Below are 11,845 nucleotides of genomic sequence, written 5' to 3'. Positions count from 1 at the left end.
ATACATCCGACGCTGCTGCGTCGCGAGAGCTATCATGCTGGCAACTTGCTCCGGCACGCCGCTCTTCGTTTTGTCTTTCCCTTTCATGGATGTGTATTTTCCCCCTGATTAAGCTTGGCGAACAGGCTGGCGAAATCCTCGCCCTCCGGTGGCCAGAATGGTGTGATGATGCGACCGGGCGCCTCCAGGCGGGCGCAGGCGCGGGCAATGGCAGCCGCGGTGAACATGATCTCGCTGTCGCCGTCGACGAGGATGATCAGATCCTCGACATAGTCTGGCACCTGCACGGCCTCGGTCTCTGCCTGGTCGGCTTTTGGCACAGGACCTTGAACCTTCTTCGCCTGGTTGTTTCCGCCCTTGATCGTCGGATGAGGAAATGCCGATTTCGGATCGGCAGGTCCGGCAAGGTTCCCTAGATCGCCGGTTGCGGCGTAGAAGGTATCCGGTCGCCAGTTCTCAGCGCCCGCATAGGCAAGAACGGTCTCGATCCCCTCACCCAGCACCCAACGTGCGCAGATGTTGAAGCTGCCAAACAATGGTATGAGCGAGCCTTTTTTCGTGCCTCGCATCTTCTTTGTGGGCAGCGCATCACCCTTTGCATCTAGACCCAGATCCGGTCTAAACTTCGGAGCGCTGGCGAGGTCAATCCATGTCTCATGGCAGCCGGTCACATCGCCTGCAGGAGACACAAATGCGGCGATCATGGCCGGTCCTTGCCATGGGCTCGCCATGCGGCCCATCTCGTCCTTGCCGTGCCAATAGGAATGGTCAGGAGAAAAGCGGACATGGTCGAACACGCCCGGATGCATTTCAAAGCCGGTGCGACGCTGAAGATATGCCGCCAGTTGAGAGGAGGATCGAACTGAAGCTCTCTCTTTCGAAAGGTTGAGAGCACTGGAATAGATGCCATGCGCCCGGCTTACTTCAAGTTCGCGAAACCGATTCTGATCATCCGTTTTCTTTTGGTTCTTCTGCTCGTTTTCCGCCTTCAGCTTGGCGATCCGCGCATGACGCTCGGCGCGCTGCTCGTCGCTTTCACGTTCGCCACCTTCCGGTATTTCCTCACCAAGCGTTTCGGCGCAGGCCTCGAGGAACTGCGCACGGTCGCGCAGATCGAGATTGTGAAAATGTGCCATAAGGCCGATGGCATCGCGCCCGCCACTGCATCCACGGCAGTTGAAGACATTCTTCTGCCCGTTGATCGAGAAGCGATCGTCGCCGCCACATCGTGGGCATGGTCCTGTGTATTCGTTCCGGCCGAGCTTTATTCCGAGCCGCCCGGCCGCTTCAGAAACAGAAACCGCGCGAGCGCGCTCAACAAACTCATCGATTGCAGGATTACTCATGACTGCTCACCAACCATCGGATAAGGTGGAAAAGTTTTTCTTTCGGGGGCCAAATGCAAGCAATCTACAGGCGTGTGATTTCGATAACTGGCGGGCGCCACTTTCCACTGATTGCAAGTCTGACCCTGATCGCTGCCTTCATGACTGGCTTCTATTGGAGAGATCTGTTCAGGAGCGCGATGTGCAGCGCCGCCGATGATGAACATTGCCTCAGGGAGTGGCTTTCGGCCTCCGGCGGGTGGGTCGCCATCGCCGCAGCTTACTTCACCATCAAGGCGATGAGAGAGGATATAGAAGCGACCAATCGTCACCATCGTGACAACATGGAGCTGCAGCTTCAAGGTATGAGAGACACGATCCGGAGTGCGACAATCTTCGTCCACAACGTCGAAATCGCGATAGGCTTTTTCATCAAAAATGCAAATAGCCGCCGAATAACCGATGAGGACTATTGCTTCAGCTACTTGGGTGACATGATGCGCTGGGCTGAGGAAGATAGCCTCAATAAACTCATCAATGATTTTGGTGGGATGCCACACTTCCGTCTCAAGCGACTTAAGGAAGCTGTTGAAAGCACAAAAACTACCGCCGATTACAATCGCGGAAAGCCGGAAATGCTCAGAGAACTTGTCGATCAGACTTCCGCAGCTGCCAACCTCTTCAGCCTGACATTGAAAGACTGCCGCAACATCATTGAAGAGCGAAACGGAATGATCGAGCGCTTGATTAAGTAGGATCATGCCGCCACCTGCCTGACGACCAAGTGATCGCAGTTTGCGGCAATAATAGCTTCCGCGACGTTCGGCGAAACGCTGTTACCGACGCAGGACACCTGCACCGATTTCGGAAACGGAACCCATACCGGTCCGCCACCAGTCTCTGCCCATACACCATCGATGACGTAATCGGTAGGGAACCCCTGCGCGTTGAACAGTTCGCGTGGCATCAGCATACGCATGCCGATATCAACGATGACGAATACCTGTCCCACGATCTCGAGAGTGACGAATTCCCTATCATCCCAGAAACCATGCGTGCGCATGAATGCTGCGACTTCCCGAGCCCTCTCGGCCTGCGCCTCCGTGAATGGCGGAACATCGAGCACAGCTTCGACATGGCCATGACGGTCATTCGTGGTGACCGTGCGCATCGGCTGATCTTCTGCTGCGCCTTCACCCGTGCCGTAATAGGCCTGCAGGAACGGCGTCACCAGTTGCGACTTACCCGCTCCATCCGCCATGACTGTCGCCGATGGATGGTCTATAGGGTGACCTGTCGAAGTGCCGAACTGGCGAGCGACGAAGGCTGAGACGACGGATTGATGCGACCCGGACTGTGTGATGGTCGACAAGGGTTCATCAGCAGAGCGGCCGGGATTGACACCGCCATCACGCCGGCTGTCGTTGTTCTGCTGCGCGATGAACGCGACAGCTTCGGCATGCTTTATACCACCGGCCACAATTGTTCCGAGAGGGCGCTCAATATCCAGGCATCGAGGTGCTTGCCCCTCGCGCTCGCCATAACCTGTCTGGACAAGCGTCGGGATGATGACGCCATTCTGATCCTTCCGGCTCGCAGCGATCGTGTGATGGGGTTCGTCGACAGAGCGGGTTGATCCGCCATGCTGAGCGGCCGATAGAACCGGCGCGATGACCCCGAGGGGCGCAGCGCCGCCGGGTTTCTTGATGTAGCTATTGGCTGTAACCGTCGGGGCTGGCTCGCGCAGATCACTCCCGGTCGCTCCGGTGTTGAAGCGGATCAGCGAAGGCGCAATCACAGCGTGGCGGTTCTCACACGGGATGACTCTGCAGGGCTCGTCGACTGGCGAGGCGCGATCCTGACCACCCTCTCCCGGACCGTAGAAGGCGGAAAGATGAGGCGTCATGACGGCGTGCGAAATGCCCCCGGCCGTGACCACCCCGAATGGATCGGTCAGCGGATATTCCCGCCGTCCTCCACTATCACCATGCGCGATCGATACCAGCGAAGGTGAAACGACGGCCTTCTCGCCGCGGTTGGCACCTGTCACCGTCTTGAACGGATCATCCATGCCTTCGACCCGCCCGCCATGCGTCAGGTTGACCAGGAATGGCCGCTCGGCATCAAGCACATAACGTTTCATCCCGCGCGCTACGCGGGCCATGGTATTGACGGCCAGCGGGCGGATTGCCTTGAGCCCGTACTTCTGCTGGATGTTTTCGCTGCTGTCGAAGATGCTCGGGCAAGGGACCGACCAGTCGATGCATTCAGCTGCTGTTCGCCATGGCAGTTTGCGGCCGGCGATGACGTCGGGATCGCTCGGCTTGCTATGCGTTGCCACCGGCCAGACGATCGGCTTACCATCGAAGCGGATGATGACGAAAAGCCGCTTGCGGATCGTCGGGGCACCGTAGTCGCAGGCGCGTAACTCTCGCTTTTCCAGCTTTCCGCCAAGCTTGCGCAGCTGCTTGCACCACGCATTGAACGTCTCGCCTTTGCGCTTCGGATCAGGAAACTCGCCCTTGTCCGTCTTCATCAGCGGACCCCAGGTCGAAAACTCTTCGACATTCTCCATGACAATCACATCGATCTTGCCGCCGCTCTTTTGTAAGCGCTCAACCCAGAAGGGGATGACATGAGCGAGATCCCGGATATTGCGCTCGACAGGCTTGCCGCCCTTCGCTTTCGAGAAATGCTTGCAGTCCGGCGAGAACCAGGCGAGCCCGATATGCTGGCCGGCGACGTAGTCGAGCGGATCGACGTGATAAATGTTTTCCGACAGGTGGACGGTATCGGGATGATTTGCCGCGTGCAGCGCCAAGGCCTGTGCATTGTGGTTGATGGCAAGATCCGGCGAGCGACCAAGCGCCAACTCGATTCCTGTCGAGGCACCGCCACCACCTGCAAAGCTGTCTAGGATGAGCGGAAGGCCATGATCCCATCTGCTTCGCGTGGCCGGGATATGCAGCGGCGCCATGTGGTTGAGAAGCGTTTCAGCGTACATGGAGAGGTTCCGATTGTTTGAGTTCGTCAAGTTCTGCCTGGCTGGCCACGCGAAGGCGTCCGTTCAGCATCATGGCATCCAGCGCCATGCTGAGTTCGGTTCCTTGCTGGGTGGCGAACCACTGGTCTCGATCGGCCGCGATGAAAGGCGCGCCGTGCGACCAGCCGCGCAGCTGCAATGCCTTTGTGACGGAGCGGATTTCACCAATGCGAGAGATCGGAATACCGAAAGCGTCGAGCGTCTTGCGGCACTGGAAAAGGCTTGGCGCGATCACCAGCAGGATCTTGATGCGATGTTCGGCGCGCGCCAGCATCACTTCGGACCTTTGGCCGAAAGGACATCATCTGGATTGATCGTGGCGAGCATTTCGACACCACGTTCCGTCAGCATCCAGCCGTGCTCGTAGCCCCGCTTCGCCGGCGCGCGCTCGACAAGCTTGCTCTCGTACAGCGTTTCGACCACGCGTGCGCCGTGACCGGCTTTCAGTCCGGCATCACGTTCAAGCGAGTGCCTGTCCTTCCAGTAGATCGGGCCAGAGGTCGGAAAACGGATCAAAAGGCGGCAATGGTTGATCGTCAGGGCTTCGACCGCTTCGTCGGTCTGTTTGACGTTGAGTGGGCCTTCCGGAATGACGACCGCAACCTCTGGCGCGTCCCCGAGAACGAAGCGAAACTTCTTGTCTGCCAGTTCCCTTACTTCCGCTCTGACCATGCCGAAGAGTGAGGCGATCGTCCCCAAACCGTATCCGCGTTCCAACATCAGCCGGAAGAGTTCCGATCGACCGCGTTCCGGAAGTGACGCGAATTGCTGTTCCGTTAGATTGATGGAAGAAAATGCTTCGACCGAAAAAGTGATTTCCTGTGTCACGCTGCCCCTCGCTGATTTTCCGGCTCTTGCGCCAATGCATCCGCCAACAGGCGCCGCTCCGCTTCATCACGGCGCCTTATCCAGTCGTTCAGTTTTTCCTGATGCTTGCCGAAATCGTAATCGATCCCGCCGCGCTCTCGCCGCTCGGCCCAGACGGTTTCGAGATACGAATTGCGACCCGTTCCTTTCGGGAAGAAAAGCCCCATGGCCGATGTGCCAGACGGCAGCTTTTCCACCTCATGGGGATCGCTCACCATCTTCATCCAGGCGGGAAGGCCAGACAGGCCACACCCCAGCAGCGCAAGGCAGGCTTCTTCCTGATTGTCGGTGACGACGTAGAGACGGATTGCTTCGCTCATTCTGCCGCCTCCGGCAGGGTGTCGAAGAGGCTCGGCATATCCTTCTCGCGCGCCATGCTCTCGACATACTTGCAGCCGTCCAAGAAATAGCCGGGGCTCAACTCGCTCGCCACAGCCTGGCGACCAAACTTGATCGCCCGGTAAGGCACAGTCATCAGCCCGCCGAATGGATCAAACACCGTCTCACCAGCTTCGGTGTATTGCGCGATGCACCGGTCGACGATGTCGAATTGCAGCGGGCAAAGGTGCATTTCCCGACCAGCCGCGGCCTGCAGGGTGTTCATGGAAAGCATGCGGGTGACATCGGTCCAGACATCGTCGATGACAGAGTGAGGCGGCAACAGCATGAAGGTCGACGGCAACATGCCGCGCTCTTCCAGATGCTCCGCGATCTTCACATGGTGCTCGAAATTATAGACCTCAGAGAGCGAGTAGCGCTTCCACAGCTTGGAGATCTGGTGATGCTCAAGGCCCGCCAGCTCTTCCGTCGCAAGAAGGCGTTCGCCGTCACTTCGCGTATAACCATGAGCGTCCAGCTGCCAACGCGCGCGGCTGTATCCTTCCGGATTTTCCCAGTGGCCTTGCTTCCACTCGCGCTTTTCTTTCTGCACCGACTTGTCGGCATAGCCGTTCGAATTGTCGGATGGCGGCTTACGGAAGATCAGCAGATATTCCGGCAGGCCATTACCCATCCGGCTGCCATCCTTGCACTGCTCGGACCAGCCGAGCCGGTATGTCTGGTTGTTCTCGCGCACGACGTCGGTTGCGATGGTCTTGCGCGAGAGGAAGGCGAAGCCGTGGCTCTGGAAGCGACGCACGCAATCGTCCGAGAACGGATAGACCGTCTGGAAGCCGAGGCCTGTCATGCCGCCCGGAACGATACGGTCCTTCACATGAATGGCAGCGACCCGACCAGGTGCGAGAACGCGCAGCAGCTGCGGGATGAGGAAATCCATCTGCTGCCAGAAATGCTCATTGCCTTCGGTATGACCGAAATCGGCGTAATTCGGCGAATACTCGTACTGAGTTGAGAAAGGAATCGACGTGACGATCAGGTCGACGCTATTCGCTTCCATCCGCTGGCATTCCAGCACGCAATCATTGTTGACGAGGCGATAGCCCGGCCCGGAAACCTCGATGCGGTTCACACCCATGGCGCGCGTCAGGGTCTCGGCCATTGCCGCAGAGGACAGTCCGTATTTGCGTATGATCTCTGTCATGATGGACATCTGCTCCTGATGTCGCCGCCACTTGCCTTCCAGATTGTCGCGCACCGGGCGCTCGGCCTCGGTATAGATGAGGTCGATCCGGACTTTGTGCTTCTGGAGAAATCGCTGAATGCGATGGACGGCCTGGATGAAGTCGTTGAACTTGTGGCCGATGCCAAGAAAGATCGCCCACCAGCAGTGCCGCTGGAAGTTACACCCGGAAACGAGCATGACCGGTTTGGCAGCAATCTCGCGGATTTTGCCATGCGAAAAGCCCACGATCGACTTCTCTCGCTCGTCCAGATCCTGCGCGCCGTAAACGCTGACCACATCGGGAATAGCCGCCTCGATCGCCAGTCTTTCCGCTTCAAGATCGTGCCAGATGATGCGATGTGCCGCAGGGTCTTCCGCGCGCAACTCGATCATCTTGGCGATACGAATGCCCAGGCTGTCGCGCTTCTCCCGCGCCGTATCAGACAGTGACGCTGCAGCGTTGCGCAGCAGACGACCTTGTCCGTTCTTTTCGGTACCGGCCGAGGCGTGATCTGCCGGCAGTTCGTGCCAACGGACTTCAATTTCCGGCAGATCGTACCCTTCATCAGAGCAACCGAGATCGGACGGGCGCTGCACGAACAGCCCCCAGCTCGCCACCCACAGCCAGAACTCTTCTTCCTTGTGCGGATGAATGGTGAGCGTGTCGGCTTTCTCGGAATTGCGTTTGAAGAACCTGGTCTTCGCCTGGCCGACATCCATCACCTCGAGGAAGGCCGAATAGGCAAGCAACTCGACATACTGATTTGGAGACGGCGTCGCGGTGGCAAGGAACTTGAAGCGGATGCCGTCGAACAGCCGCATGAATTCTCGGAACGTCTTTGTGCCGCCGAACCCGCGCAGACAAGCAGCCTCATCCAGCGACGCGACAGTGAATTCGCGCGGGTCGATCTTGCCCTCTCGCACCGTCTCGTAATTGGTCATGTAAAGACCGTTCTCGCCAGCCTCGGTAACGGAGCGAATGAAGCTGATGGACGGAACACGATCTGGCCGAAGAGCTTGCCACGCCTTCAGACCTGCCCGCTGCGCGTCCGTCACGTTCGGATGGTGGCCAGTAGCCAGCAGTTCGCAGTCCTGCCGAAACTCCTGACGAACCCCAAGCGGAAGGACGAGCAATCCCCGTCCGCCGAACCGGGACACGACGATGCGCAGGATCTCGATCTGGATAACGCTCTTGCCCAGGCCGAATGCAGCGAACACAGCGCGGCGTCCGCCGCGGCATGCCCATACGACGATCAGCTTTTGATGAGGCTGGAGGATCGGATTGATGTCGTCGAGGGATACCTCGAAGCCACCCTCTTGCGCGATGGCGACCTTGGCGGCAAGGAACTGCTTGTAATCGTGATGGGTCATTCGTGCCCCGCGACCTTGTGCAGGGCGTCCCGGATAAGAGCCATGCAGTCTTCGGAACTGGCGCCGTCCTGCCAGCGCTTGACCTGCCTACGAATTTCCTTGATCTGCGCCTTGCGGCTTTCGCCTCGCCGCTGGCGAAGTCGATCTCGGTCGGACTTGGACTTGCAAAGAGGAGCGTTCATCGCACAGCCCTCCGCGACAGATGCTCCGAGAAGTAGATCGAACCATCGCTGTCCGGCGCTGACTGGAAGAGGCCGGGAGCCTTAACCATCAAAGCTCGCATCGGTGCGTTTGACGCCAAGACACCGATGGAAAGGCTGCGAAAGCGCTGCTGGACAGCGAAAGCGCGTGTCTTTTCGATGAGCTGCCAGCCGACATTCTGCCGCCTAAACTCCGGCTCGACATAGAGAAGATCGAGCCAGAGATTGCCGCGCTCTTCCTCGTAGAAGACAGCGATCCCGCGACGAGTGAACCCGTCCTGCGTCGGGAAACGAGCAATGAATGCTGTCTCCTCACCGCTGAAGAAGGGCAAGCTCTTCGGCACTGAACCATCAGCCCGCGCCTTTTCCAGACAGGACTGCGCATAGGTCAAAACGTTTCCGGCAAGAGGGAGAAAGACGAAGTCCATCATTCGCCCTCACCGACAACACGAAGCTGCGACGCTTGCCCGCCACGCGCCTTGATGACGGCACAACCTGCACGAAGATTCGACGCGGCATGCTCCAGCGCTGCAGCTACACGATCTATGCTGCTGGCTTCCGAAGGAGAGACCTGTCCGTCCTCAATTGCCATAGCGACAGTATGAGCAAGCTCTGCCGACTGCCGCATCAGTTCCGAATGATTGCGGATGAGGCAAACTTCCTGTGCTCTCTCAATATCCGGATCAGTCAGACGCCGCGTATTCGCCTGCGCCATTACGCTGGTAACAAGAGCCTGGCCGCAGTCGCGCTCCAATGCAACGACAGCGCCAATCGGCATCAGGTCAGGATCGTTAGGACTGTTCCAGCGCCCGACCTGGCTTTTCGAGAAGCCACAAATAGTTACGACGCGCTCAATGCCGCCGCAGCGTTCGATAAGGTCTCGTTGGGCAGCTTTGACCCGGAAAAGAAAGGCGTCCATCGACGGTTCTCCAAACGAAAGGCGCGCTTTCCCGCGCCGGGAATTTCCAGCGGTTTTTCCCGTGGCGGGAATGACACGAAAATGTGAGGTTCAGTCCGTCAGAAGGTCATGAAGGACCACTCGACGAGAATGTCAGATTTCGAAATGCCAACAGGGGCTTAAGACCACCATGAATGACGCACCGATCGACAATGGCAGCCAGTTTTCCGGTCGGCTTCTGGCCATGGAAATGATGCTGCGCGAACTGCTTTGCCAGCGTGCCGATATCGCCCGATTTCTGGACGAGACCGACGCCCGCATTGATCACACGGAAGCATGCCTTCACGACGCAGCGCCACAGGATATGACCTACATTGTCGGCATGGCCGAAGCGGCACGCGTCACAGTCGACGAGTTTCGCTTCCAGCTGATCACGAAGAGATTGAGAGCATGAGGCCGAAGCAGCGCGCGACAACCGGGAACCCCCAATCGTCGCGCGCCGCGCGCCGGCCGGCGCCATTCCACCGGGCTCGGAGGAAGCCACGCTGTGGAATTTGGTTGCGGGGGCGGGATTTGAACCCGCGATTTCCGGCTTATGAGACCGGCGGGAACAACCTGGCTTCCCTACCCCGACATGAAACATTGAAAGAACAATCATTCAGCAGCCTCCGGAATACGAACCGGCTCTGGTCGAGCAATCTCGCTCGGCCAATCACGATCCTTCGGCCAATGATCTGAAAACCACTGCATCGCTTTCTCGAAGGTACCAGTCGCCAGATCGCCGCCATCGGCAATGCTGTCGAGCTTGGCACCTCGATTGAAAACGATCGTCGAAAGTCGCTTGCGGCCGATCCCGGCTGAAGCGGCGTACAAATCTGCGATGCGGACAATCTGATCTTTCATAGCCATGCGGTCTAAATGCGGTCATTTGTCCGCATATGTCAAGCAGAAAAGACCGCTTTTGTTTGTCCGCATCGCGGCTGATAATCCGCGCATGGAGAAAAAAGTGATCAATCTAATAAAGCAAGCCATTGAAGAGCTTGATATAAGCCCTGAAGAAGCCTCTAGAAGGAGCGGCCTCGAACGGAGCTATTTTCGTAAGCTTTTCGAGCGGGACACCGTGCCCAAGGTCGACACGATGCGGAAAATCTCCATAGGCTTGGGAATTCCGCTTGAGAAGCTTTCTGTCAACACACCCTCCAACGCCAGTCTTCCTGCTCGCCAGACGGATGGCACCGGTAGCGTCAAGGTCCCAAACAGGGCAGACATGCCGAACGACATTCCTGTCATGGGAACGGCCGCCGGCTCGCACCTCCGGGGCGCGTTCCAGATGACGTCGGATCCGGTTGACTATGTTCGCAGACCACCGGCACTCATGGGCGCGAAAGACATTTACTCGCTCTACGTCGAAGGCGAATCGATGGTGCCGCAGTTCTATCCAGCGGACCTGATCTTCGTCCACCCACACAAGCCGGCAAAGGTTGGCGATCCTGTCGTCATCCAATGTCAGATCAGCGGCGACTCTTCGATCGAGGCCACGCTAGGCATTTACATCAAGAAAACCGCCGAAAACCTCTATATTCGCAAGCACAATCCGAGCGCTGAAATAGCGATCGCCAGATCCACGGTTATGTTCATGCACAAGGTGCTAACGATGAATGAGCTGTTTGGAGTGTAAGCAATGAAGCCACTGGCAGTCGCGGTCTGCATCCTTCTCCTCCCGCTTGGATCTTTTGCCAAAGCAGAGACGTCACGGCAGAACAGTTGCCAGTCCGCAGCCAATACAGAGCTTTGCGAAACACAGAAGACCCAGTTTGCCAAAGACTTCAAAAACGCCAATGCTGGCGATTACGCCGCTCAGCGCAATGTTGCCTTCTGCCTTGCCAAGGGATGTGACGGAGCAGTCCCTGTCAACCAGATCAACGCCTGCACCTGGCGCATGATCATCCAAGGCGCACCAAATCATAAGACCGAGGCGGATCGCTGGAGCTATGACGCGGACTGTGGATCGCTCTCCAATACCGATCGAAAGGCCGCATTAAGCCAGGCCGAAAAGCTTTATAAGCGGGTTTATCGCAAGCCGCTGCCCCTCGAAGCACTGCTGAGAAACTAACGCCCCCCACTTGAAACGCTGAAATCTTCAGATCTCACCGCGCCGCAAAAGCGGTGAGTGATTCGCCGTATTTGCAAGTTTTCAGGCAACGGCATCAATGCCTTGCGGCTAATATGCGGTCATTTGTCCGCACCTGCGTTGACATGGCGGTCATTTGTCCGCATTAATGTCCGCATCAGATGAGTGGCCGCATACACTCACCTGGTGGCCGGACGGTAGCCTTGATCCCCCAACTATCGTCCGGCCTGACCTCTCACGGATGGAGAAAGCCATGACGACGACTGCACCCTCGACAGAAGACACCCGTATCGCCCGCCAGATGGCGGACCTTGCACGCGAGCGCGGCAGCCAGACTGACAAGGACCTGCGCGCCGAAGGTTACAGCGACGACGAAATTCAACGCTGCTCACCACTGGCAGCGAAGATGCTGCGCAAAAACCCTTCGCAGATTTCGGCCTGATCACGCC

16 protein-coding genes and 1 tRNA gene are annotated in these 11,845 nt (G+C 57.9%); 5 read left to right on the top strand and 12 right to left on the bottom strand.

The features are described from left to right. Window positions 1-83: 83 nt before the first annotated feature. Window positions 84-845 (bottom strand): DUF7146 domain-containing protein, encoded by a 762-nt coding sequence (locus tag PVA19_RS15315; protein ID WP_443111646.1) that lies wholly within the window; start codon window positions 843-845, stop codon window positions 84-86. 63 nt (window positions 846-908) lie between these two features. Here PVA19_RS15315 and PVA19_RS15310 point away from each other — a divergent pair, with 63 nt between their 5' ends. Next, window positions 909-1,370: a hypothetical protein gene (locus PVA19_RS15310; protein WP_274103222.1), complete on the top strand. Its 462-nt coding sequence runs from the start codon at window positions 909-911 to the stop codon at window positions 1,368-1,370. On the opposite strand, the gene PVA19_RS22440 is transcribed toward PVA19_RS15310, so the two are convergent. The 9 genes from PVA19_RS22440 to PVA19_RS15265 are packed head-to-tail and all read right to left on the bottom strand — an operon-like array spanning window position 1,343 to window position 9,286. After that, window positions 1,343-2,086 (bottom strand): hypothetical protein, encoded by a 744-nt coding sequence (locus PVA19_RS22440; RefSeq protein WP_443111645.1) that lies wholly within the window; start codon window positions 2,084-2,086, stop codon window positions 1,343-1,345. The two genes, PVA19_RS15310 and PVA19_RS22440, sit on opposite strands and share 28 nt — an antisense overlap. Then, complete coding sequence (locus PVA19_RS15300) at window positions 2,083-4,302, bottom strand: DNA cytosine methyltransferase (protein WP_274103327.1); 2,220 nt, start codon at window positions 4,300-4,302, stop codon at window positions 2,083-2,085. The genes PVA19_RS22440 and PVA19_RS15300 overlap by 4 nt, the downstream gene beginning before the upstream one ends. A 16-nt stretch (window positions 4,303-4,318) precedes the next feature. Further along, entirely contained in the window at window positions 4,319-4,642 is a 324-nt protein-coding gene (locus tag PVA19_RS15295; RefSeq protein ID WP_274103218.1) for a hypothetical protein, read from the bottom strand. Continuing rightward, complete coding sequence (locus PVA19_RS15290) at window positions 4,642-5,196, bottom strand: hypothetical protein (protein ID WP_274103216.1); 555 nt, start codon at window positions 5,194-5,196, stop codon at window positions 4,642-4,644. Before PVA19_RS15290 ends, PVA19_RS15295 begins: the two co-directional genes overlap by 1 nt. Then, complete coding sequence (locus tag PVA19_RS15285; protein WP_274103214.1) at window positions 5,193-5,555, bottom strand: hypothetical protein; 363 nt, start codon at window positions 5,553-5,555, stop codon at window positions 5,193-5,195. Before PVA19_RS15285 ends, PVA19_RS15290 begins: the two co-directional genes overlap by 4 nt. Then, complete coding sequence (locus PVA19_RS15280; RefSeq protein WP_274103212.1) at window positions 5,552-8,167, bottom strand: DEAD/DEAH box helicase family protein; 2,616 nt, start codon at window positions 8,165-8,167, stop codon at window positions 5,552-5,554. Before PVA19_RS15280 ends, PVA19_RS15285 begins: the two co-directional genes overlap by 4 nt. Continuing rightward, window positions 8,164-8,349 carry a hypothetical protein gene (locus PVA19_RS15275; RefSeq protein WP_274103211.1) on the bottom strand — a complete coding sequence of 62 codons (186 nt, stop codon included), beginning with the start codon at window positions 8,347-8,349 and terminating at the stop codon, window positions 8,164-8,166. Before PVA19_RS15275 ends, PVA19_RS15280 begins: the two co-directional genes overlap by 4 nt. Further along, window positions 8,346-8,798 (bottom strand): GNAT family N-acetyltransferase, encoded by a 453-nt coding sequence (locus PVA19_RS15270; protein ID WP_274103209.1) that lies wholly within the window; start codon window positions 8,796-8,798, stop codon window positions 8,346-8,348. The genes PVA19_RS15275 and PVA19_RS15270 overlap by 4 nt, the downstream gene beginning before the upstream one ends. Continuing rightward, window positions 8,795-9,286, bottom strand: coding sequence for a hypothetical protein (locus PVA19_RS15265; RefSeq protein ID WP_274103208.1), 492 nt, complete (start codon window positions 9,284-9,286; stop codon window positions 8,795-8,797). The genes PVA19_RS15270 and PVA19_RS15265 overlap by 4 nt, the downstream gene beginning before the upstream one ends. A gap of 169 nt (window positions 9,287-9,455) precedes the next feature. Here PVA19_RS15265 and PVA19_RS15260 point away from each other — a divergent pair, with 169 nt between their 5' ends. Next, entirely contained in the window at window positions 9,456-9,719 is a 264-nt protein-coding gene (locus PVA19_RS15260) for a hypothetical protein (RefSeq protein ID WP_274103207.1), read from the top strand. 101 nt (window positions 9,720-9,820) lie between these two features. Here the strand turns inward: PVA19_RS15260 and PVA19_RS15255 are convergent. Continuing rightward, window positions 9,821-9,900 (bottom strand) — tRNA-Met (locus PVA19_RS15255). A gap of 19 nt (window positions 9,901-9,919) precedes the next feature. Then, on the bottom strand, window positions 9,920-10,168 hold the full coding sequence (locus tag PVA19_RS15250) for a hypothetical protein (protein ID WP_274103206.1): 249 nt from the start codon (window positions 10,166-10,168) through the stop codon (window positions 9,920-9,922). Window positions 10,169-10,226: 58 nt separating this feature from the next. Between PVA19_RS15250 and PVA19_RS15245 the strand changes: the two genes are divergently transcribed. From PVA19_RS15245 to PVA19_RS15235, 3 genes are all read left to right on the top strand, one after another. Continuing rightward, complete coding sequence (locus PVA19_RS15245; protein ID WP_274103205.1) at window positions 10,227-10,943, top strand: S24 family peptidase; 717 nt, start codon at window positions 10,227-10,229, stop codon at window positions 10,941-10,943. A 3-nt stretch (window positions 10,944-10,946) separates the two neighbouring features. After that, complete coding sequence (locus tag PVA19_RS15240) at window positions 10,947-11,378, top strand: hypothetical protein (RefSeq protein WP_274103204.1); 432 nt, start codon at window positions 10,947-10,949, stop codon at window positions 11,376-11,378. Between the two features lie 271 nt (window positions 11,379-11,649). Continuing rightward, window positions 11,650-11,838, top strand: coding sequence for a hypothetical protein (locus PVA19_RS15235; protein ID WP_274103203.1), 189 nt, complete (start codon window positions 11,650-11,652; stop codon window positions 11,836-11,838). The last annotated feature ends 7 nt before the right edge of the window (window positions 11,839-11,845 follow it).

The sequence above is a fragment of the Agrobacterium sp. CNPSo 3708 genome (genome assembly GCF_028674915.1).
Taxonomy (GTDB): Bacteria; Pseudomonadota; Alphaproteobacteria; order Rhizobiales; family Rhizobiaceae; genus Agrobacterium; species Agrobacterium cavarae.
The sequence above is the reverse complement of the archived record's forward strand: the minus strand, read 5'-3'. Positions and strand labels throughout refer to the sequence as shown.